This is a genomic window from Streptomyces sp. CA-250714, from assembly GCF_050936705.1.
Lineage (GTDB): Bacteria > Actinomycetota > Actinomycetes > Streptomycetales > Streptomycetaceae > Streptomyces.
This window is the reverse complement of the sequence record NZ_JBNJMI010000001.1, coordinates 1,497,728-1,519,695: the sequence shown is the minus strand read 5'-3', so window position 1 is coordinate 1,519,695 and position 21,968 is coordinate 1,497,728. Positions and strand designations below refer to the sequence as shown.

17 protein-coding genes are annotated in these 21,968 nt (G+C 71.5%); 8 read left to right on the top strand and 9 right to left on the bottom strand.

Annotated features, from left to right (window positions below):
* Nucleotides 1–200 precede the first annotated feature (200 nt).
* The 4 genes from ACQEU8_RS06775 to ACQEU8_RS06760 all read left to right on the top strand — a co-directional run bounded on the left by ACQEU8_RS06775 (nucleotide 201) and on the right by ACQEU8_RS06760 (nucleotide 4,794).
* Nucleotides 201–512 (top strand): hypothetical protein, encoded by a 312-nt coding sequence (locus ACQEU8_RS06775; protein WP_433097855.1) that lies wholly within the window; start codon nucleotides 201–203, stop codon nucleotides 510–512.
* The gene (locus ACQEU8_RS06770) at nucleotides 512–2,233 is read left to right on the top strand and encodes a hypothetical protein (protein WP_433097853.1); all 1,722 of its coding nucleotides are present in this window, start codon (nucleotides 512–514) and stop codon (nucleotides 2,231–2,233) included. The genes ACQEU8_RS06775 and ACQEU8_RS06770 overlap by 1 nt, the downstream gene beginning before the upstream one ends.
* Nucleotides 2,234–2,459: 226 nt before the next feature.
* On the top strand, nucleotides 2,460–2,771 hold the full coding sequence (locus ACQEU8_RS06765) for a hypothetical protein (protein WP_433097851.1): 312 nt from the start codon (nucleotides 2,460–2,462) through the stop codon (nucleotides 2,769–2,771).
* A gap of 40 nt (nucleotides 2,772–2,811) precedes the next feature.
* A complete protein-coding gene (locus ACQEU8_RS06760; protein WP_433097849.1) occupies nucleotides 2,812–4,794 on the top strand; it encodes a hypothetical protein in 1,983 nt (660 codons plus the stop codon).
* A gap of 80 nt (nucleotides 4,795–4,874) precedes the next feature.
* Here ACQEU8_RS06760 and ACQEU8_RS06755 read toward each other — a convergent pair whose 3' ends face one another.
* From ACQEU8_RS06755 to ACQEU8_RS06735, 5 genes are read right to left on the bottom strand one after another with little or no spacing between them, the layout of a single operon-like run.
* Nucleotides 4,875–6,389 (bottom strand): serine/threonine-protein kinase, encoded by a 1,515-nt coding sequence (locus ACQEU8_RS06755; RefSeq protein ID WP_433097847.1) that lies wholly within the window; start codon nucleotides 6,387–6,389, stop codon nucleotides 4,875–4,877.
* Nucleotides 6,386–8,905 carry a DUF3488 and transglutaminase-like domain-containing protein gene (locus ACQEU8_RS06750; RefSeq protein ID WP_433097845.1) on the bottom strand — a complete coding sequence of 840 codons (2,520 nt, stop codon included), beginning with the start codon at nucleotides 8,903–8,905 and terminating at the stop codon, nucleotides 6,386–6,388. Before ACQEU8_RS06750 ends, ACQEU8_RS06755 begins: the two co-directional genes overlap by 4 nt.
* Nucleotides 8,902–10,077 carry a DUF58 domain-containing protein gene (locus ACQEU8_RS06745; RefSeq protein ID WP_433097843.1) on the bottom strand — a complete coding sequence of 392 codons (1,176 nt, stop codon included), beginning with the start codon at nucleotides 10,075–10,077 and terminating at the stop codon, nucleotides 8,902–8,904. Before ACQEU8_RS06745 ends, ACQEU8_RS06750 begins: the two co-directional genes overlap by 4 nt.
* Nucleotides 10,077–11,084: an AAA family ATPase gene (locus tag ACQEU8_RS06740; RefSeq protein ID WP_433097841.1), complete on the bottom strand. Its 1,008-nt coding sequence runs from the start codon at nucleotides 11,082–11,084 to the stop codon at nucleotides 10,077–10,079. The genes ACQEU8_RS06745 and ACQEU8_RS06740 overlap by 1 nt, the downstream gene beginning before the upstream one ends.
* A complete protein-coding gene (locus tag ACQEU8_RS06735) occupies nucleotides 11,075–13,432 on the bottom strand; it encodes a fibronectin type III domain-containing protein (protein ID WP_433097839.1) in 2,358 nt (785 codons plus the stop codon). The genes ACQEU8_RS06740 and ACQEU8_RS06735 overlap by 10 nt, the downstream gene beginning before the upstream one ends.
* A gap of 122 nt (nucleotides 13,433–13,554) precedes the next feature.
* Here ACQEU8_RS06735 and ACQEU8_RS06730 point away from each other — a divergent pair, with 122 nt between their 5' ends.
* The 3 genes from ACQEU8_RS06730 to ACQEU8_RS06720 are packed head-to-tail and all read left to right on the top strand — an operon-like array spanning nucleotide 13,555 to nucleotide 16,696.
* Nucleotides 13,555–14,208 (top strand): GNAT family N-acetyltransferase, encoded by a 654-nt coding sequence (locus ACQEU8_RS06730; RefSeq protein WP_433097837.1) that lies wholly within the window; start codon nucleotides 13,555–13,557, stop codon nucleotides 14,206–14,208.
* Between the two features lie 11 nt (nucleotides 14,209–14,219).
* Nucleotides 14,220–14,978 carry an ABC transporter ATP-binding protein gene (locus tag ACQEU8_RS06725; protein WP_433097835.1) on the top strand — a complete coding sequence of 253 codons (759 nt, stop codon included), beginning with the start codon at nucleotides 14,220–14,222 and terminating at the stop codon, nucleotides 14,976–14,978.
* Nucleotides 14,975–16,696: a hypothetical protein gene (locus ACQEU8_RS06720; protein ID WP_433097833.1), complete on the top strand. Its 1,722-nt coding sequence runs from the start codon at nucleotides 14,975–14,977 to the stop codon at nucleotides 16,694–16,696. Before ACQEU8_RS06725 ends, ACQEU8_RS06720 begins: the two co-directional genes overlap by 4 nt.
* A gap of 13 nt (nucleotides 16,697–16,709) precedes the next feature.
* Here the strand turns inward: ACQEU8_RS06720 and ACQEU8_RS06715 are convergent, their stop codons facing one another.
* From ACQEU8_RS06715 to ACQEU8_RS06705, 3 genes are all read right to left on the bottom strand, one after another.
* The gene (locus ACQEU8_RS06715) at nucleotides 16,710–17,558 is read right to left on the bottom strand and encodes a metallophosphoesterase family protein (protein ID WP_433097831.1); all 849 of its coding nucleotides are present in this window, start codon (nucleotides 17,556–17,558) and stop codon (nucleotides 16,710–16,712) included.
* A 168-nt stretch (nucleotides 17,559–17,726) separates the two neighbouring features.
* Nucleotides 17,727–18,980, bottom strand: coding sequence for a PP2C family protein-serine/threonine phosphatase (locus ACQEU8_RS06710; RefSeq protein ID WP_433097829.1), 1,254 nt, complete (start codon nucleotides 18,978–18,980; stop codon nucleotides 17,727–17,729).
* Nucleotides 18,981–19,093: 113 nt separating this feature from the next.
* A complete protein-coding gene (locus ACQEU8_RS06705; protein WP_433097827.1) occupies nucleotides 19,094–19,594 on the bottom strand; it encodes an STAS domain-containing protein in 501 nt (166 codons plus the stop codon).
* A 552-nt stretch (nucleotides 19,595–20,146) separates the two neighbouring features.
* On the opposite strand from ACQEU8_RS06705, the gene ACQEU8_RS06700 reads away from it, so the two are divergent.
* Nucleotides 20,147–20,569: an ATP-binding protein gene (locus ACQEU8_RS06700; protein WP_433097825.1), complete on the top strand. Its 423-nt coding sequence runs from the start codon at nucleotides 20,147–20,149 to the stop codon at nucleotides 20,567–20,569.
* A gap of 251 nt (nucleotides 20,570–20,820) precedes the next feature.
* Here the strand turns inward: ACQEU8_RS06700 and ACQEU8_RS06695 are convergent, their stop codons facing one another.
* A complete protein-coding gene (locus ACQEU8_RS06695) occupies nucleotides 20,821–21,804 on the bottom strand; it encodes a Ku protein (RefSeq protein WP_433097823.1) in 984 nt (327 codons plus the stop codon).
* Between the last annotated feature and the right edge of the window lie 164 nt (nucleotides 21,805–21,968).

Genomic DNA, 21,968 nt, shown 5'->3' with positions numbered 1-21,968 from the left:
CGTGTTCCCGTGCACGTCCCAGATTCGTCGGCCATTGCACTGATGTGCTCTGCACTGCGTAGCAATCATGCAACAGCGCGCTCGACCTGGACAGTTCGACCTAAGATCGAAGCTTCGTCCGACGGCTGAAGTTTCGTCCTACCATCGGGACGGGACGACACCATCATCGGCCGCTGTTCGAGAACGAAACAGGGGGGAACATGTCGGCGATGAGACCGGGGGAGACACCGGAGCAGGCACGGGCACGGGCCGGACGCCTGCGGCAGCACGCGGCACAGGCCCGCACCCTCGCCGGTTCGCTGGGCTCCACGCTGAGTTCAGGAGTGTCCAAGGCGACTGCCGAGGGCGTGTGGCAGGGGCCGTACGCCGAACGCATCACAACAGCGCTGCGCAACTACCAGGGCAAGCTGGAGGGCATGGCCAACGGGCTGCGCACCAGCGCGCAGACCTGGGAGAGCCAGGCCGATCTGCTCGAACAAGAGGCCGCCGCGGCCGGTACAGGGGGTCGCTGATGGGACAGTTCCAAGGCCTCGACCCGGCGAAGGTACGGGAGTTGGCCGGGCACCTGGACACGGTGGCCGGCTCGATGGTGCCCATGCACCGGCAGCTGACGCAGATCCTGCAGTCGGCCGCCGACGATGTGGCGCCGCAGAAGGTGAGCACCAGCCCGGAACTCGACCCGGTGCTCATGACCCTCCAGATGCCGGGTGGGGCGCCGCTGCCGTTGCCGCGGACATCGAGCGTGACCGACTTCCCCGTGGAGCTGTTTCCGCATTCCATGTCGGCAGGGGCGCTGGCCGCCGGGCCGATGCCCGGCTCCATCGATCCGTTCCTCCGCCAGACGGCGGCCGACATCCGTACCCGGTGCGACCGGCTGGAACAGGTCGCACGGGCAGCGCCGCTCGGGGCCCAACTGGATGCGGGCGCCCTGCTCGACTCCATGGTCGATCTCAACGCCGTACCGAAACGGGATGCCGGCGAAGACGCGGTCGCCAAGTGGTGGGCCGGTCTGACACCGGCGCAGCGACAGCAGTATCTGTATCTGAAGCCCGAGGTGCTGGAGACCCTCAAGGGACTGCCCGCGGACGTGCTGGAGCAGGCGAAGAGCCTGGCCTACTACAAGGTGGTGCCGTACAAGACCTCCAGCCACGAGAGCGCGGGCAGCGTCAAGCTTCAGCTCGGCATCTTCGAGATCGGTCAGGGCTTCGCCTTCCGCACCGAGCAGATGAGCGACGGCACCTACCGCGTCACGATGATCAACAACGGCCAGGCCGGGGCCAAGATCGAGGCAGGCGATCTGGAGCTGAGCGGCGCCGTCAAGCTGGAGGTCGGCGACACCTGGGTGTTCAAGAACAAGGCGGAGGCCGACCGGCTCCAGACGGACATCCATCAGGCCTTCATGCTGCGTCAGCAGGAAATGGCGCCCGATATGAACCCCATGGGCGTCGCCACGATGGAGCTTCAGAAGATTCTGGGTCGGATCGGCCAGCCACACATCAGGACGGCATCGGTGGGGGCGGAGGGGAGCGTCGAGATCGGCGGGGGGAACGTGACGCCCAACATCAAGATGGGCGACAACATCTCCAAAATCACCAGCACCATCCCAGGACTTCCCCCCTCGGTGACGGAGAGCCGGGAGTTCATCGTGGAGGGGACGTTCACCAAGGGCGAGGGAGTGAAGACCGAATTCGGGACGGTCTTCAACGGCACGATCCAGGTGGTCCGGGACAAGAACAACCCGGACCCCAACACCAACATCACCGCGGTCCGCCTGATCCGCACGGTGGAGGGGAAGCTCAACGGACAGTTCGGCGGCGAGCTGGACGGCAAGGCCGCAGAGGTTTCCGGCTCCTACAAGCTGGGGGCGACCGGCGCAAATGTGGTGACGGTCAACGTGCCGATCGGCGCCGCATCCGACGAACAGGCCGCCGCCCGCAAGTGGTTGCAGGAGCCGCCCGCTTCCGTCCTGCTGAACGCCGGCGTCCCGTCCGGCCCGCCGCCCCCCGACGCGGACCTTTTCACCAAGCTGGCGCACAGCCGGGGGCAGGTCAGCGCCGTCACCTATCAAGGCAGTGCCTCCGAGATCAAGGCGGGTGCGAAGGTGACGATCGAGGGCATCCCCTTCGGGTTCGAGGGCAAAGTGGGAACCAAGGACGACCGCGTCATCGGTCAGCAGTACCTCGGCGCCCCCGACCCGAAAACCGGCCAACGGCAGTTCGTGCCCATCAACTGAGCACCGGAGCCCCGACCGTGTGAGCACCGGAGCCCGGCCGCGCGCCCTCGTCGGCCCGTGCACCGATGCGCTCCCCGTGCCGCGTAGCAATCCGGCAACAGCACGCCTGAGCTGCCCGGTTCGTCTTAGGATCAGTGGGTGCCGCCGAGGCCGCCGGGCCCCGGCGGCGGCCGGGACCGGCGGGTCCGGTGAACCTTCGGAGCCGGGTGACAGGGACGGGGGCGCGATGGGCGAGCACGACTCCGACAAGCAGATGGTGAACAGTCCGCTGTACGCGGATCTGCTGCAGCTGCGGCAGAGCGTCGCCGCCCAGCAGAGCCACATCGCCGCCACCTTGGACCGGGCCGCGTCCGACATGGGCGGCGGCGGGGTCTGGGAGGGGCCGGTGGCCAAGACGTTCGCCACCGAGATCGAGGGCCGCAAGGGCGAAGCGCACAGCCTGGCCCAGGACATCGTGGACGCGGTGGACGCGGTGCTCAAACAGACGCCGAAGCAGGTCACGGCCGCCCAGGCCCGGGCCTACCGCAAGGCAGTGTGAACGGGCTGTTCCGAGCGAGTCGTACGAGGGGGACACGGCGATGAGTACTCCGCCGGCAGGTGGGCCCGGGTCGGGGACGTTCAGCGGCATCGATCCGGGGCGGCTCAAGGGAATGATCGACTCCCTGGTGAACGGCGCCCACGTACTCAAGGGCGTCAACGGCTGGAGCCAGCGGTTCGGCCAGTTCGGCGTGGACACCAGCGGCCTGAACCGGCTGGTGGCCATCGGGAACTGGGTGGATCAGCAACTGCCCGCACTCAAACGCCGCTTCGACCTGGCGCAGGCCATGGAGCGCAACCACCCGGATCCCGGCCGCAAGATGGTGCAGGTGCCGGACAATTTCCTCTCGCTCCAGGACGCCCAGCGCAAGGGCAAGGAACTGGCCGACCGGATGAACCGGATCAACCATGTCGACGGTTCGGGCGCGGAGGAGATGCACCGTATCGCCGGTGATCTGGCCCGCTACCAGGACGACCCCGAGGTGCTGGCCGCCTTCTACGCGAACCTGGGCCCCAACCGGCTCTCCACACTGCCGACGTTCCTGGCCCAGTCGGGCAGCAGGACCGCCCAGGAAGACCTCAAGACCTTCAGCCGCATGCTCGGCACGGCCAGCAGTGCCCAGTTCCTCGCCACCCCCGGCTTCGACAAGGTCACCCAGATGATGCTGCGCCCGTCGGAGTACCCGGGCGACGCCTGGGGCCGGCTCGCGCTGATGCAGTACGGGCACTTCCCGACCGAGTACATCAAGACGGCGGCGAAGAACCTGGGCCTGGACAAGTTCGTCAAGGACCCGGAGGGCCACGACTGGCGCGGCGCCTCGCTGTCGGACGCCGCCAAGTTCGGCCTCAGCGACGACACCCTGGCACTCGCACTCAACCTGCTCGGGAAGGACGGCGTGGCCGCCCGGGATGTGCTGAACGGCATGCACCAGGGCGACTACAAGAAGACGTACGACCTCTTCCTCAACTACGCCAAGTCCTACGGCTCAGGGGACGACGTCGCCGCCGGACTGGGCAAGGCTATCGAGGCCGGGTCCGGGGTGGGGACCGAGCAGCCGGGCCGGCACAGCCTGGCCGCCGCCCAGTTCGCCTTCAACGCCATGACGCACATGGCGGGCAAGGGCAAGGACGGCACCCCGTGGCCGATGAAGACGTCCATGGCGAATCTGGGCGCCTCCTACATCCACGAGCTGGCGACCGGAGCGCGCGGCGCGGATGCCAAGGGCCACCCGTCGAGCATGACCAAGCCCCTCAACTGGACCGACCTGCCCGGCATCACACCGGCCTTCTACCTCAGTCAGGACGACACCAAGAAGTTCCTGACGACGTTCGCCGACAGCCAGCCGGCGACCGACGTGTTCGACCAGGCCGCAGGGCAGTTCAGCGATCAGGCCCTCAGGGGCGCGGCGAAGATCGACGCCGACGCGGTGCGCGGCGGGGGCAAGGATCCGCAGCAGTTCTCCCGCGTCTCCGAGGCGTTCGGCAGCCTGGCCAAGGCCCAGTACGACGCTGAGCTCGCGGCCGGGAAGGACATGGACGCCCAGCAGGCCGCGATGCGAGGCGTCTTCAAGGACATCATGACGCTCGGTCTGGGCGAGATCACGATTGCCAACACGGCCCTCAACTACGGCTGGAAAGGCGTCAAGTTCGCCCTCGGCAAGGGCGTCGGCACCTGGGCGACCGGTGACAACGCGAATCAGCAGCGGGCGACCCAGGAGTATCAGAACTTCGCCGGGATCCAGGAGTACCGCATGATCCAGTACCTCTACAACGCGGGCTACCCGGCGCAGCCTCCGCCGCCGAAGGAACTCCTCAACCAGGACGGCACCCTCAAGTCCCTCGACCAGCTTCAGCGGGAGGCCCAGAACGAGGCGCAGGGCAAGGACCCCAACGCGGTGTTCCGGCAGAAGCTCAAGGCGCTGAGCGACTGGTCGGACTCCACCGCGGCCGCGGACAACGACACGTTCGACCACAAGGCGGGGAACGCGGGACGGAACGCGGGCGGCATCGATCCCGAAGGGTGACCCCGGATCCGCAAGGTGATCCCGGGCACCGCAGGGTGATCACGGCTCCCCAAGGGTGATCCCGGCCGCCGTGCCGGGACTCATCCCACCGGGCCGCGCGACTCGCCCCTGTCACACACCGACTCCGCCGACGCCAGCCCCACGCTGCCGTTGGCGGTCTGAACCAGTGAGGTGACCACGTAGCAGGAGCCGGGCTTCACGGGTGGGGAGGAGAAGACGACGCTCGGCTCGTCCGCGTTGGTGTTCTTCACCTTCACCGTCTCTCCGTCGCGGGACTGTGCGGTGATGGCGTAGCCGTAGACGGGCTGCGGCTTCTTCGGTTTGCTCCAGACGACCTGGACCTGCCGGCCGACCCGGGTGACCTTCACATCCTGGGCCTGGAAGTCCGGGACCTGGCCCTTGGGCAGCGGGTGCGCCGACTTGGCGGGCTTCTTCGGGGGCTTGTCGGCGCGGTCGCGCTCCGCGTCGTTCGCGGCCCGCACCAGGAACAGCGCCACCCCCGCCCCGCCCACCAGCAACAGTGCGCCGCAGGCGGCGAGCACCCGGTTGCGGGTGCGGCGGCGGCGTGCGAGGGCCTCCGGCGAGTCCGGGTCGTCGTCCGTCTCCGGCGGCGGCTGGGTCAGGGCGTCGTCGGCCGGGTCCCAGCCCGGCAGCGGAACCTCAGGTTCGGCCTCCGGCTGCAGATCCGGGACCCGCGCGGCGCAGGAGACCGGCAGCAGCATCCGCAGGATGCGGTGCACCTCCGTCAGCGGCGGCCGCCCCTCCGCGTGCGGAGCCGTCATCCGGTGCAGCAGCGCGTACAGCGGCTCCGGAACATCGCCGCGCGGCGGCCGGGGCAGCCCGCCGGCCAGCACCGCCTCGTACGCGGCGGAGCCACCACGGCGCACCGCCTCCGCCTGCGCGGGCTCACCCGCCAGCAGGGCGTACAGCGTCGCACCCAGCGCGTACACATCCGCGGCGGGCCCGGGGGCCTCCCAGCCGAACAGTTCCCGCGCCGCGTACGCCGGATCGAAGACGGCGCCCAGGGACGGGACGGCCCGCTGGAGTACGCGGCCGAGCGCGTGCCCGGCCAGCAGCGCGCCGCCGTCGGCGTCGAAGAGGATGTTCGCCGGGCGCACATCCAGGTGCAGCACTCCGCGCCGGTGCGAGGAGTGCAGCGCGAGGGCCAGCCGTACGCCGATCACCAGCACGTCCTCGACGGGGAACGGACCGGAGGCGGTCAGCCGGTCCTGCGCCGAGCCGCCCGGGCAGAACTCCTCGACCACGAACAGCTGTTCAGCGCCGGTCGACCCGGCGTCCATGACCGTGACCGCGCACGGATGTCTGGCGGCCGCACCCGCGGCCAGCAGCTCGGAGTGCGCGGCGAGCCGGCGTGCCGCGTCGCCCACCGTCGGCGGCAGCACCTTCACGGCGACCTCCCGGCCGCTCGACACCTCCCGGCACAGGACGACCGTGCCGCGCGGGCCCGCCGCGAGGACGCGCTGGGACTGGTAGCCGTCGGGCAGGACAGGCAGGACGGCGGTCGGCGCGGCGGCGGCCGCTCGGCCGGCCGTACCGGCTTCCTTGGCGGTTCCCCAGCTCGGGGTGGCGTTCACTGGCGTGCTCCTGATCGGCTGTGACGTAGCAACGTGCGGGGCCGCAGCGCCCGTTTGACCCGCTCCCGGCGCGGTACCGTCCGCGCGACGACCTCCTCGATGGCGTCGCAGTGCCGCCAGGCGGCGTCCGCGGTCGCCTCGTCGGGGGTGCGGCCCCCGTAGCCGACCTCGTTCACCAGCCGGGCCAGGGCGGGCAGTTGTTCGCTGCCGCTGCCGCCGATCCGCTCGACACCGAAGGCCGCCACCTCCGTCGCGGTGTGCGCCGCGGTGGCGGGCAGCCCGATCTCGGTGAGCCGGTCGACGATCTGCTGCCACGCTCCCAGTACCCGCTGTCCCGGATCGCGGGCGCCTCGACGCCTACTGCGGGTGCGGTACGGGGCCCAGGCCGCGTAGCCGCAGTACGCCAGGAGCAACAGCAGCACCGCCAGCGGCGCCACCGCCCACGCGGGCAGCCCGGCACCGTCGGCCGGTGCCGCCCGGCGGTCGCGGTCCTTGCTGTCGTCCGGCTGCTGCGGCGGCACGGACGGGCGGGGCTTCTTGGCGAGGTCCCGGTCGGCCTTCTCCCGCTCCTTGGGCTGGCCGGCAGGCGGGACGGACGAGCCGTCCTTCGACGCCTGTCCCGGCGTCGGGTAGAACGGCACCCAGCCGACGCCCTTGAACCGCACCTCCGGCCAGGCCAGCGCGTCGCGCCCGGTCAGCTGCGCGGTGCCGGCCTTGCCGCTGCCCTGCTGACCGGCGCCGTCGGCGCGAAAGCCGACCGCGACCCGCGTCGGCAGCCCCAGCGTGCGCGCCATGACGGCGAACGACGCGGCGAACTGCTCGGGGGTGCCGTGCTTCCCCGTGGTGAGGAAGAACTCCAGGTTGCGGTAGGCGTGCCCGGGAATCGACTTGGGGTCGAAGCGGTAGTGCTCGCGCAGCCAGGCGGCGAGCTTGTGCGCCTGCTCGTACGGGTAGCTGCTGCCGGCCGTCGCGGTCGCCGCCAGCTTCGAGAACGTCTCGATCGCCTTGATCGGCTTGCCCGTGGCGTCGGTACGGGGCAGCGAGGTGTAGGCGGGCCCGTCCGGCACGGCCGCGTACTGGAGCCGCTTCGCGTCGAACACCGGCGCCTGCGAGACAGCGGTGTACGACAGCCCGCGGTTGATCCGGGTGCCGGTGGCGCCGCCCTTCCCGAGGGCGAGCACGCCGCTGGCGGGATCGACGGCGAGCTGTCTCGCCTCCCGGTCGGCCTTGCCCTTGCCCTCGTTGCCGCTGCCCTTTTTGCTCTTGCCGGTGATCTTCACCGACGAGGGCCGGTCCGCCGCGGGCAGCCAGATGCCGGGCAGGTCCTGGATGGTCACCCGCTGCTCCACCCGCTCGCGGCGGCCCGGGTCGGCGCCCAGCTGCGGGGGCACCCGGCCGCCGGAGCGGGCGAGTTCGGCGTCGGAGGTCCACTTCACGCCGTCGTAGTGGTCCAGCACGGCGAGCCGCCAGTTGTGGTCCTTGCCCTCGGTCCGCGCCGTGAACAGCCGCGTCTCCGGGTGCTGGAGCCAGGCGCCCACCTGGTCGAGGGGGCTGGTGGACTGCGGGTGAACGGTGGGCGGGCGTACATCCTCGCGCAGGTCGAGCGGCTCGCGCGAGGACAGGCCCGGCAGCCGCGGCCCGAGCAGCGCCGCCGCCAGCGCCAGCACCGCGACGACGGGCAGGCCGGTGCTCAGCGTCCGTACGGTGCCGCGCCGGGCCGCCCGCGACCGCAGCAGCACCAGCAGCGCCGTACAGGCCACCAGGCCCGTCGCAGGCAGCGTGTTGGAGCCGGGCCCGGAGACGCCCAGCACCAGCGGAAAGCCGAAGGCCAGCACCGGCGGCAGCGCGGGCAGCAGCGGCGACCGGGTACGCAGCGCCAGCTCGACGGCGGCGAGCGAGGCCAGCCACAGCACCGCGTGCGGCAGTACGAGGAAGTCGGGGCCGGTCGGCGCGGGCAGGATCGTGGTGAGGATCGCGTGCGGCGCGTCCAGCAACGCCGACCAGACCTCGCCCACGGCACCGCCCGAGGCGAGACCGCCCGCCGCGTCGTGGAACAGCGTCACGCGCACCGTCACCAGCCACACCACGGCACTCAGCACCAGCGAGGGCCACAGCGGAGCCGAGCGGCCCTTGCGGCCCTGCGTCAGGAACAGCCCGGCCGCGAGGGCCATCGGCACCAGTACGGCGATCAGCAGCACGGGCAGCAGCGGCCCCACCGGGAACACCCGGTGGAAGCCCAGCCCCGAGGCGGCCAGCAGCCCGGCGACGGGCAGCAGCGACCACAGGCGGCGGCGCAGCGACAGCCGGTGCGGCGCGGGCGGCGCCGCAATCACCCGGGCGCCGTCGGGCCCGCCACCGGCCGCTCCGCCGCCCGCACCCGGGACCGTAGGCGCCGGGCCCGGTGCATCAGGGGCGGTCGGGCGCGGCGGCGCCCAGGAGGGGCCGTCGTGGGTGGCGGGACCGGCGGGGCCCACGCCCGGCAGGGCGGTGGCGCGCGGGCTGGAGGCCGGGCTCATCGCACCGCCTCCCAACGCCAGGCGGCCAGCAGGGAGTCGAGCCCTGTCACCCGCAGCTGCGGAACATCGCTGCCCAGGCCGGGCGGCTCATACGGATCGTCCTCGGCCTGCGCCCCGGCCCGCAGCACCACCGTCCTGTCGAACCGGCGGCGCACCCGCTCCAGCGCGCTCAGCCCGGTGACATCCGCCGTACCGGTGATGACGGTGAGGGAGCCGCGGCGGCGCGCCCGCTCCAGATCGTCGAAGGCCCCCGCAGCGGAGGCCCGTTCGGACCGGTGCACCAGCGCGAGCCGGTCCAGCAGCGCCTCCGCGTCGTTGCCGCCCGCGCCGTCCGTACGCAGCACCGGACCGGTCTCGCTCAGCACGTCGACGGGGAAGTTGGAGCGGGCGGCGGCGAACGCGACCGACGCGGCGGCGTCCACGGCCAGTTCGAAGTCGTCCTCGGTGCGGTAGGCGGCGGCCCGGGTGTCCAGCACCACCGTGGTGTGCGGCAGCGAGACGTCCACCAGCTGCTTGACCATCAGCGTTCCGGTGCGGGCCGTGGACCGCCAGTGCACCCGCCGCAGATCGTCACCCAGCACGTACTCGCGCAGCGCGTGGAAGGTCAGCGACCCCTCGTCCGCGGTGTCCGACGTCGGCCCCTCCACATGGTGCGCCGTACCCGAAGGCAGGACGGGCAGCAGACACACCCGGGGCCGCACCAGCAGGGTGTCGGTGCCGCCCTCACCGGGCCCGAAGACCCGCACCCGGCGGGCCAGTCCGAGCGGGTCCGTACGCTCCAGCCGCAGCGGGCCCAGCGCGATCCGGCCGCGCCGCTCGGTGGGCAGCGCGTAGCGCACCGTGTGCTCGGCGCCGGCGGCGAGCGGCGGCACCTGCAGGGTGAGCGGCAACTCGCCGCACCTGTCGGTGATGTCCACTCCGCGCCGGGTGCGGCGCCCGGTGCTGGTGAGCGTGACGGAGCCCTCGGCGCGGTCCCCGCGCGCCACCTTGCGCGGTGTGACCCGGCGGCGCGCCGTCAACTGCGGTGAGCGCCCTGTCCACACGAGGGCCACGCCCACCGCGAGCAGGCAGCCGACCCCGAGGATCGCCGCTTCCTGGTAGCCGAATCCGTACCCGGCCCCCGTGAGTGCCGCGCCGCCGACCAGTGCCCCCCAACCCGTCGGCGACAGCATCAGCCCTGTGCCCCCGCCTGTGGTACCGGAACGGTGGCCAGCGCCTCCGCGATGACGTCGGCGCCGGAGCGGCCGCTCAGCTCGGCCTCCGGGGTGAGGATGAGCCGGTGCGCCAGCACCGGACCCGCCAGCGCCTTGACATCCTCCGGCAGCGCGTACGTACGCCCCTGCGACGCGGCCCGCGCCCGCACCGCGCGCAGCAGTGCCACGGAACCGCGCGGGCTGGCGCCCAGCCGCACCTCGGGCAGCTCGCGGGTGGCCGCGACCACCCGCACCAGGTAGTCGTACAGCTGGGGCGCCACCTGGATCTGCCGGGCGACCTGGATGAACTCGGCGATGTGCTGGCCCGTCGCGATCGTCGGCAACTTCTCGATGCTGGGCTGGGATCCCGCACCCGAGAGCACGGCGACCTCGGAGGCATGGTCCGGGTAGCCCAGGGTGACCTGCATCAGGAACCGGTCGAGCTGCGCCTCGGGCAGCGGATAAGTGCCGCCCATGTCCACCGAGTTCTGGGTGGCGATCACCATGAAGGGCCGGGGCACCGGATGGGTGCTGCCGTCCGCTGTGACCTGCCGCTCCTCCATGACCTCCAGCATCGAGGACTGGGTCTTGGGCGAGGCGCGGTTGATCTCGTCGCCGAGCACGATGTTGGCGAAGACCGGGCCCGGCAGAAACTCGAACGTGCCGGTGTTCTGCCGGTAGATGGTCACCCCGGTGATGTCCGAGGGCAGCAGGTCCGGGGTGAACTGCACCCGGTGCCAGCTGGCTTCCAGCGAGGCGGCCAGACAGCGGGCCAGCGTCGTCTTGCCGGTGCCCGGCACGTCCTCGATGAGCAGATGCCCCTCCGAGAACAGGCACACCAGCGCCAGTTCGACGGTGTCCCGCTTGCCCTTGACGACCCGCTCGATGTTGTCGCCGAGCGCGTGGAAGCACTGGGCGAGCAGCGCGACGGACTCCGCGGAGGCGGGGGCGGCAGGCGCGGCCGGTTGGTGTTGTTCTACTCGCACGGCCAGACCTCCGGGGAGAACTTTCCTTCTTTGTGGTTACTGGTGCCGACCCACAGGTCGCTGATGTAGGCGGGGCCGCCGTCCCACTCGATGCGGTCCCAGACGTCGCTCTTCCACTTGTATGTGTCGTGCTCCTCCGGGCTGCCCTTGACCTGGCAGATCACCTTCAGCTCAGGCGTCTCCCCGGCGGGAATGCTGCCGCGGCGCGTACCGCCCTGAGTGGTGGGCTCGCTGCGGACGCCCACGTCGTCGCCGTCGGCGACGTTGTCGGCGACGCGGATGGTCTTCGTGTTCGACAGATTCACCGGCTGGACGACGCTGCCGCCCGAACCGGCCGCGTTCTTCGCGGCGATCGTGAGGTTGTACGTCTGGAAGTTCTTCAAGTTCCGCAACCGTGCCGCGGTGTTGCGCGGGTTGTTGTCGGTGTCCGGGCCCCCGCCGGTGACGGTGTACGTGGTGCCGTTCCCCGCGTTGGCGGGCGCCTGCCAGGTCAGGTTGATGCCCTTGCCGCCCTGCGGGAAGTCGAACTTGACGTTCTGCGGCTGCCCCGGTGCCACGCACGGCCGGGCGGGTCCTGAGCGGCCCGACTCCTCGGTGTCGCCGCCGGCGAACTCGGCCACCACGGAGAAGGTGTACTGCTGGTCGCAGGAGCCGCCCTTCACCTCGAAGGTGAACGGGCCGCCGGGGCCGACCTTCGCCGGCTGCACCTCGGCACCCGCCGGTGCGCCCTTGAGCCGGTAGCCGGTCGGCTTCACCCCGGAGGAGGGCGCGAAGGAGACGCGGATGGCGCCGGAGGCGGACTCCGCCTGTGGGACGCCGGGCGGCTGCGGCTTCGCCGGCTCGTCCTCGTCCGGCTTCGAGGGAAGGGGCTTCTTCGGCTTCCGTGCGGGCTTGTCCGCGGGGCCGTCCCCGCCCGGCTTGTCCGCCGGCGCGTCGGGGCCCGAGGGCGTGTCGTCCCGACCAGGACCCGAGGGCCCCTCGGGCAGCGGGTTGGGCGCGTTGGGGCCAGGTGCCGGATCGCGGCTGCCGTCGTTGCCCGGCCGGTCGTTCTCCTTCGGCTTCCGGCCGGAGGGCACATCGGTGTCGTACTTGTGCACGCGGTTGACGTGACCGGAGGAGTTGATCACCACGGCGGTCGCGTTGTCCGCGTCGTTGACCCACAGCAGCCCGTCGCGGACGAACAGGCTCAGCTTGCCCGGCTTGCCGGTCACCTTGACCGGCTTGGTGATCGCGGCCGCATCGGTGTCGTACACCTTCAGCGTCCCGTTGCTCTCGTCGGGCACGTACACCTTCGAGCCCAGCACTTGCGGTGTGCCGTACTCGTGGTTCGAGGAGCCCAGGGACGCCGTCAGCAGCGAGCCCGTACGGGTGTTGACCAGCGCCATCCGGCCCGAGTTCTTCGCCAGCACCGGCACCACGTCCCCGGCGGTCGCCGCGGGGACCAGCACCGAATCGGCCGGCGCCTTGGTGATGTTGCTGGGCAGCTTGAAGCGCATCCCGCGCCCCTTGCGGTTGAGCAGGGTGACCGTGCCGCCCTTGGTGTCGGTCACCACCGGGCGGCCGTCGGCGAGGGTCATCACCAGCGTGGCGGGCTTGCCGCTCTTGCCGGCGACCTTGATGCCCGGCGCCTTCTTGCCGTTCGGGAACGGTACGACCGTGCCCTTGCCCGGCACCGGCACCCACAGCGTGCCCTTGCGGTCCGCCACCGCCTTGCCCAACGGCCCCCGGCCCAGATCGACCGGGGCGCCGATCGGTGTCGTACGCACCGGATCGATGCGCTGCACCCGGGCCTTGACCGGGTCGACCAGATACGCGTACCGGCCGCCGGACACCAGTTGGAGCCCCGTCCCATAGCGCGAGGACTGCTCGACGGTCAGCTGGGAGGGGTCGATCCGGACGAGCTTGCCGGTCTTCTCGTCCAGGACCAGCACGGTCTTGCCGTCCTGCGAGATGGAGACCGGGTGGTCGCCCATGCCGGGCAGCTTGACCTTGCCGTCCACGTCCCCGGTGAGGCCGTTGGCGTGCGCGGCCTCACCCGTGCGGGAACTGGTCAGCCACGCACCGACGTCGGCCAGGTCGGGCACCGCGCCCGCCTTGCCCGAGCCCACCACGATGGACGTACCGACCAGCGCGCTCACCGAACACAGCGCGATGTATCCGGTCGTCCGGCGGCGGTTGGGCCGCACGGCCGTCCACGCGGACCTGGCCAGACCCGCACAGCGCGCCTTCAGCGCCGCGAATCCGCGCCCGCCGCCCTCCTGATCCGTTTCCCCAGCCTCGTCGACCAGCCGCCGCGGACGCAGTCCCGGCGTCCGGCTCTCTTCGGAGCTCCCCCGAGCATCCGGCATCGACAGTCCCTCCCCGTCACCCGCATCCACGCCTTGCCCGCGATGCGCCGCCCTTGCAGGTTAACCAACCAACGGCCTCCATGGTCAGCGCCCTTCGCAGGCTGTGACAGGAGTATGACGTCATGGCCATGCTGTCACCGCCGGGCACGCTGCCGCTGCTGATCAACCTGCCCAGACCATTTGAGAACATGGCCGCCATGTGCCCCATCGAACGAGCTTTCTCCGCGCGCGGCAGCGGGAGCGGTGTCGTCATCGAGACGGAGCGGCTGCTGCTGCGTCCGCTGACCCTGGACGACGTGGACTTCTTCGTCGAGTTGCACAGCGATCCCGAGGTCACCCGCTTCGTGCCCACTTTCACCCGGGAGCAGGCCACCGAACGGCTCGCGGAGGTCGAGCGCCAGTGGGCCGCGCGCGGGCACGGGCTGTGTGCCGTCCAGTCCAAGGAGACCGGGGAACTCCTCGGCCGGTGCGGTCTCAACTACTGGCAGGTCTTCGACGAGGTGGAGGCCGCCTGGACGTTCCGGCGGGAGCACTGGGGCCGCGGATACGCCTCCGAGGCGGCGCGGGCCGTCGTGGAATGGGGCTTCGGCCGACTGGACGTGGAGTACCTCACCGCGATGATCGTGCACGGCAACTCCGCGTCCGTGAAGGTCGCCGAGCGGCTGGGCTTCACGCCGGGGCGGGAGGATGTCTTTCTGGGCAAGCCCGTCACCGTCCACATGCTGCACTGCCCCGACCACCGGGCCGGCTCTCGGCCCGGCCACCCGAAAGGATGACGCGAGCGCCCATGGCGGAGACGGGGGAGCGCGGTGAGCCGCTGCTGCGGCTGGCGGGTGTGAGCCGGCAGTACGGGGAGCGGGAGGCCCTCCAGTCGCTGGACCTGGAGGTGTTCCCCGGCGCTTGCACCGCGCTGTTCGGCCACAACGGGTCGGGCAAGTCGACGCTGCTGCGTATCGCCTGCGGACGGGACCTGCCCACCACGGGCAGCGCCCTGTTCGACGGCAGGCCGGTGGACGAGGACGACCCCGAGGTGCGGGCCCGGGTCGCTGTGGCGGGAGACACCGTCGCGTTCTATCCGGACCTCACCGTCCGCGAACACCTCGAACTGATCACCGTGGCCCATGGAGTGGCCGACGCGGACGTGTGGCTCGACCAGGTGCTGGCCGACCGCCGGCTGACCGGTCACGCCGACCAGCTGCCCTCCGCCCTCTCCTCCGGCCAGACGCAGGCACTGCAACTGGCCGCCGCCCTGGTCAGACCCCGCGATCTGCTCGTACTGGACGAGCCGGAGCAGCGGCTCGACCCGGCAGCGCGCACCCGCCTCGCGGAGCTGCTGCGCGGTGAGAAGGCCGACGGCGTCGCGGTGCTCTTGGCCACCCATCAGGCCGAGTTGGTGCATGCCGTCGCGGACCATGTGGTCGTCCTGGAGGACGGCAAGGTGATTGCCGAGGGCGGGCCGGAGGTGCTGGCCGAGCTGGACGCGGCGACCGCTTCCGGCGGGACCGATGGCGCCGCCGGACCTGCCGCGTCCGGTGATTCCCGGTGAGCGGGACAGCGCAGCGGGACGGTACGGAGCTGACCGATCCGCCCGGCGTCGAGCCCGGTGGCGCCGAGTGGACGGATGCCGACGACCGCACTGATGAGACCCTGCGCTGGCTGCACGTCAGGCGCCGGGCCTACCGGAACCAGCGCAACCGCGACCTGGCCGTCACCGGCTACGCCGTGCTGCTGCTCGGTGTCGGCTACGGCAGCACGCTGGGCTACCGCTTCGTCCAGCAGCTCGGGCACCTGGCCGCGCAGGACAGCACCGCCGAGGCGATACGCCGCGCCCTGCCGGCCGTGCTGGTTCTGCTGGCGTGCGGTTTCGCGGTGCTCGCGGCGCGGGACGCGCTGTGGCGCGGCCCGGTGCTGGTGCCGCGCCACGAACTGTCCTGGCTGCTGGCCCAACCGGTGCGTCGGGTACGGGTGTTGCGCCCCGCGTTCCGGCTGGCGGTGGTGCTGATGACGGTCGGCGGCGCACTGTGCGCGGTGGGCGGTGCGGTGCTGCTGCGGCTGACCGGGCTGGCCGAGCTGGGTCCCGCGCTGCTGCTGTGTCTGCCGCCAGGTGTCTGTCTGCCGCTGCTCGCTGCCGCGCTCGCCCTCCAGGTGGAACGCAGCGCATCACTGGCGCGCCGCGTGCGGGAGCTCACGCCGTACGCCGTACTGCTGTTGGCCCTCCTCGCCGGGCAGGCGGCGTGGGCGGCGACAGGCCGTCGGTCGGCACTTCTGGAGACGGCCGAACTGTGGTCGGGGCCGTGGGGCTGGGCCGCGCTGCCGGTGCTGCACGCGGCCGGTGGGCGGGGCGAGGGCTGGCCCGCGGGGCTCGTGCTGCTGTTCGCCGGTACGGCAGCGGCACTCGCGCACGCCTTCCGGGTGGCCGGGACGATCCCCACCCGGCGGCTGCGGGCACGCGCCGCCACCGCGGCGACCGTTGCCTCCGTGCTGTGGTCGGCCGAACTGCGTGCGGCCAAACTCGCGGTCAGCGAAGCCCTCGCCGACGGCGCGCCCGTCATCCGGCGTCGGCTGCCGATGCCGCGCTCGCGCCGGCTCGTCGTCGTATGGCGGGATGCCGTGGCCCTGCTGCGTGCTCCGGGACGTGCGGTGAGCGCGGCCCTGTGGACTGCGGCGGCATCCGGCACGGCGGGGCTCGCGGTGGCGTTGGAGGGGGCGGCCCGGATCGCCGTACTCGCCATGGCGCTGGCCCTCGGCTGGTTCGCGGTGGGCAGGCTCGCGGAGACCGCGCGGCTGGAGGCGGACGACATACGGCGCTCCTCCTGGTCGCCGTTCCGCCTTGCCGCGCTGATGCTTCAGCACACCATCGTGCCCACACTGGTCGGCGTGGCGCTCGCCCTCGCGGCGGCTGTTCCGTTCGCGCTGCAGGGTGGCGGGTGGGCGTTGCTGCTGATGCCGTTGTGCGTCCCGCCGTTCGCCGCCGCCGCGGCGCTGGCGGCGGTGCGCGGCCCCGTGCGGACAGATCTGTTGTCCCTGGGCTTGGTGACTCCGGCGGGCGACGCCAGTGTGTTCGTCTTCGGCTTCTGGTACGCCGCGCCGTTCCTGACTGCGGTCGGCTCGCTGACCGCGGGGCTGGGGCTGAGCGGTGCCCTGGACCCCGGGGCACCGGCGGGGGCGCTGGTGCGGCCGGTGGCGACCGCGCTCGGGCTCACCTCGGCGCTGCTGTTCGCCACGGTGCGCCGGGCGAAGAAGCTGCACCGTCCGGAGGGTTGAGTGGCTGCTCGGCTCAGCTGTCGTCCGGTGTGGGCAGGATCTGACGCAGCAGTCCGCGTGGATGCCCCCGGCGGCGCCACTCCCTGGGGTAGCCGATGGAGACCTCCTCGAACCGGACCCCGTCGTGGTGGGTGGTGCGGGGGATGTGCAGATGGCCGTAGACGGCGACGGCCACGTTGTACCGCGTGTGCCAGTCCGCCGTCAGCTCCGTACCGCACCACTGCGCGAACTCCGGATACCACATCACGTCGGTCGGCTCCCGCAGCAGCGGCCAGTGGCTGACCAGCACGAGCGGAGTGGCCGCATCGAGGGCGTCCAGCCGCTTCTCCGTGGCGGCGACCCGCTCCCTGCACCAGTCGTCGATCGCGGGATGCGGGTCGGGGTGCAGCAGATACTCGTCCGTGCACACGACACCGGAGGCGTGGGCGCGGGCCAGCGACTCCTCCTTGGTGTGCGTCCCGGGCGCCCGGAAGGTGTAGTCGTACAGCTGGAAGACCGGTGCGATCACCACCTCGCCGTCGGGCCCCGTCCAGCGCGGATACGGGTCCTCGGGTGTCAGCACCCCCAACGACCGGCACAGCTCGACCAGTTGCGCGTACCGCTCGGCGCCCCGCAGCTGCACCGGGTCGCCGCGCGGCGTCCACAGCTCATGGTTGCCCGGCGTCCAGATCACGCGGGCGAACCGCTCGGCGAGCAGCCGCAGCGCCCAGGCCACCTCGTCGAAGTGCTCCGCCACGTCCCCCGCGACGATCAGCCAGTCCTCGTCGGAGTGCGGACGCAGCGCCTCGGTCACGGGCTTGTTGGCCGCCATCCCCACGTGCAGGTCGCTGACCGCGAGCAGCCGCCCCTGGCCGGATGTCATGCGGCTCCCCCTCCATGTCCCCCTCGGCGGCACGCCCCCGCGCTTCCACCGTCCCCGTACGCACCGACGATAACGGCCGCCGCTCGTATCCGCAGGAGAGCTGCCGGTACGAACAGCGCGCATGCGGCGCCTTGACCATGTGCGGGGTTCCCGGCTCCTGACGGCCCGTCACTCGGAGTCGGACTGTTCCTCCGCGCGGGGATGCGCCGGTGCGGTGTCGGGGTGTTCCGGCGCCGTGCCGAGCGCCGAGGCGGGGAGCCGCTGGAGGGTGAGGATTGCGAGGTCGTCCTGTTGATAGGGGTGGGTGAAGGCGCGGACGTCGTCGCGCAGCGCGCGGGCCAGCTCCGGGGGAGGGGCCCCCGGAGCGGATCTGGCGCTCTCCACCAGCGCGGTGAGCCGCTCGGCCAGCGGATAGAAGGCGCCGTCCCCGTCCCGGGCCTCGGAGAGCCCGTCGGTGTACAGCAGCAGCGTCGAGTTCGGCGGAAAGCCGAACCCGGCCGCCGAGCGCTCCTCGCCCACCAGTGAGGCCAGCCCCAGTGGCACGCCCGCGTCGCCGAGCTCGACCAGGCACGGCGGCCGGCCGTCCCGTACCAGGAACGGCGGCAGATGGCCGCAGTTGACCGCCTGCGCGGTCCCCCGGTCGAGCGGATCGACCGAGAGGACCAGGGCCGTGATGAACCGCTCGGGCTCACCCGAGTGGCGGGCGTAGGCGTTGTGCCGGACCACGGATGTCTCCAGCGCGTTCACCAGACCGGTCAGCGTCGGCTCCCGGTGGGCCGCCTCGCGGAACCCGCCGAGCACGGCGAAGGCCGCCCCGACCGCCGACAGCCCCTTGCCCTGCACGTCGCCGATCAGCACCCGGGTGCCGTACGGACTGGCGGCGACGTCGTAGATGTCGCCGCCGAACAGTTTGTCCTCCTGCAACGGTTCGAAGACCCCGTCCACCCGCACCTGGGACGTCAGCTCGGGCAGCGGGTGCAGGATGTGCTGCTGGATGACGGCGGCGGTGGAGCGCAGCCGCAGCAGCTCGGTGTCCCGCGCGATGCGCCAGCGCACCCCGAAGACGGCGAGCACCGCGAACAGCAGCGTGAGCACCAGCGTGATGGCGTCGTCGAGGTGGTAGCCGGGCCTGCGCGCGATGGACACCGCGGCACCCGCTGTCGCCCATACGGACGCGGCTTGCGTCTGCCGTACGGTGCCCACGCTCGCCGCGATGGCTGGGAGGAAGATCAGCAGGCCGACCAGCCGCACCTCGGACCCGGCCGCGAGGCTGAGCCCGATCACCAGCAGCGTGAGGCCCAGCCCCCACAGCAGGAACGCCCGGGTGGACAGCGCTTTGGGCTGCGGATGCTCCACGGGCCGCGGCGCCTGGTCGAAGGACTGCTGCGGCGGCTGATTCACGGCCTGTTGCTGCTGCTCCATGGACCGTTCCTAGGGTGCGGTGCGTGCTGTTCGACCCACCATCCTCACCCGGGCACGGGCCGATGCCCGCCGCGACACCGCGAGCCGCGGCGCCGATGACGCCGCGTCGTGGGCTAGGAGTCCATGCCCTCTGGGTCCCGGGGGAAGTGCGGGTTGGCGTCCTTCTGCCAGGAGGTCTCCAGCGGCTCCGGGCTGTGCAGCGGAATGTCCGGGTCCGCGCTGTCGGTGGGAGGCCAGTCGGGACGCTGGTCGGCGGGGAGGGAGCGGAGCGCCTCGCTGACGCTGGAGAAGACGGGCAGCATCTCCGTGCTCCCGGTGAGGGCGAGGACCGCGGCCAGCCGCCGTCCCACGCAGGCGAGCAGCAGACTGCCCTCCCGCCGCTGGAGCAGCCAGCGCAGGGCCAGCAGACAGTTGAGGCCCCGTGAGTCGCAGAAGACCAGGGCCGTCACATCCAGCACCAAGTGGCGGTACCCGGTGGCGACCACGGCGCCGATGCGGTCCAGGTAGAACTCCTCGGAACCACGGTCCAGTTCGCCGCTGAAGCGGATCACCGCGCACTCGTCCTTGACGGTGAGCGGCGTGATGGCCAGACGGTCGTTTTCCCGCGACCTCACTCCGCCTCCGTCCCCCGGCACGGAGCCGGTGCTCTGCGCGTCCGCCCTGATGCGGACCTGCGGTCTTCGAGTATCCCAAACCCGGTGCCGTGAAAGGCGGCCCACGACGCGCCGCCGGTGTCTCCCCCGCACAGTGATCGTACGTCCTGCCGCCCGGCACGGTGACACCTTCCGGGAGCCGTGGCCGGCCCGCCCTCGGCGGCCGGGCCACCGACCTGCGGACGACCGTCCTCCGTTCCCGCGGACGACCAGCTGCCGATCCCGGGGACGGCCGTACGGCAATCGCGGAGACGGCCGTCCGCGGAGATGATCGCCACTGGTCGCGGAATGGTCTGACCTTTCCCGGTCCGTACCATCCGCGGCGAACTATGCATGAAGACGAAAGCCCCGGGTAACTGACCCTGCAACCGTTCGAGCGTTCACACGGGGCACCGTTCAGCGGACGGTGAGGTATTCGCGCAGGTGCGAGACCTCACCGCGAGAGGAAAGACCCCACATTCGCGGGTCGGGCCGTATTCGGCGGTAACAGCCCTGCGGAGACGGGAGACAGGCATGGAACAGGCAGCGGCCATCCGCGACGAGGAGAGTGTTACAGCCGGCACAGCGCAGACGAGCTGTTTGCGTACCAGTTTCCAGGCGCGCAAGCTCACCCGGAATTTCCTGGCCACGGTCTCGCCGCCGCCCTCGTCCGAAGCCGCCGAGACCGTCCTGCTGGTCGTATCCGAGCTGGTCACCAACGCGCTACGGCACGGCAGGGGGATCCGCGACTTCCGGCTCACCGCCAGGCACGACTCCGTCACAGTCGAAGTCGGAGATTCCACCTCGGCGCTTCCCCAGGACCGCAGTCCACGGGATTTTGCCGAAGGAGAAGGCGGCGGGTTCGGCTGGCCCATCGTCTGCCATCTGGCCCGTGACGTCACCATTCGGCCGACCCCTGACCACGGAAAGATCATCTGCGCCGACATTCCGCTGTAGCGGCGCCATAGCGACATCGGTCGAGCGCTGAACTCCCGTATAGGGACCGCCTGTTCTCGCGTCAACGTCGAGAACGAATGGAGCACGCATACAGCCGGTGCATGTGCCACGGGAATCGACTATGTCGGGGACGCGCCCCGAAGGGGCGCGGGGAACGGCGCGACAAGCCACGACGTACCCGCAGCCCGCGGACAACGGGCAGTGGCACCCCCCCACCGCCACAACGGAGACGGCCGAAAATTTCGCGGAGCTCACGCGGCGCGGGAGCCACCAAGCGCTTCGAGCAACTGCTCGCGGCTCATCTTCGAGCGCCCCTTGACCCCCTCCGCGCTGGCACGCCGATACAGCTCATCCTTGCTGAGCTCGGCGAGCCCCGTGTTGCCGCGCCGCGTGCGCGCGGAGCCCTCGGCCTTGGACTGCCGCTTGCCGGAACGACCGGAACGGCCGGAACGGCCAGAACGCGCACGCTCGATACTGCGGTTGAGCGCTTCGCTGAGGTCCACCACGTTGGTCGCCTCGGGCGGGCCCTCCTCCGGGGCGACTTCCTCGCCCTTCGCCTTGGCCTCGACCAGCGCCCGCACCCGCTCCTCGTAGGTGTCGTTGTAGTCCTGCGGCCGGAAGGGGGTGCTCATGCTCTCGATCAGCTGCCGTGCCGTCTTCAGCTCCTTGCTGCCGGACTGCTCGTGGCGCGGCAGCGCGGGCAGCTCCTCGCGGGGGTCGCGCACCTCGTCCGCCCAGTGCAGCGTGTGCAACGTGAGCGCCTCGTCGCCTGCCCGGAGCGCCACCAGGTACTCCTTGCCGTGCATCACGAACGTGGCGATGCCCGTCATCCCCGACTCGGCGAGGGCCGCCCGCAGCAGCTCGTACGGTTTGCCGTACTGGTCACCGCTGGGCGAGAGGTAGTACGCGCGGACGTAGTAGACGGGATCGATCTGTTCCGCGTCCACGAACCCGCTGACGTCGATGACCTGCGACTTGCCCGGGGCGATCTCGGCCAGCTCCTCCCGCTCGACGGTGACGTACTCGCCGTCGGCGATCTCGTACCCCTTGACGATGTCGTCGTACTCGACGCCCTTGCCGGTGCGCTCGTTCACCCGCTTGTTGCGGACCCGGTCGTTGGTGCCGCGCTGCAACTGGCGGAAGTGGGTGGTGTGGTCCTCGGTCGCGGCGTACATCCGCACCGGAACCGTGACCAGCCCGAAGGTGATCACTCCGCTCCAGACCGGACGTGCCATCGCTTCTCCTGCCCCTTCGTGACTACAAGACGTCACCTGCCCCGCCGACCCCGTCGAGCGCGGGCCGCATGCGCTCTCACTCTCGCCCCGCGCGCCCGCACCCGCATCCGGGAGCCGTGCGTACGTGTCCCGGGTTGCACTCCGCGAGCGCCTCACACCTCGTA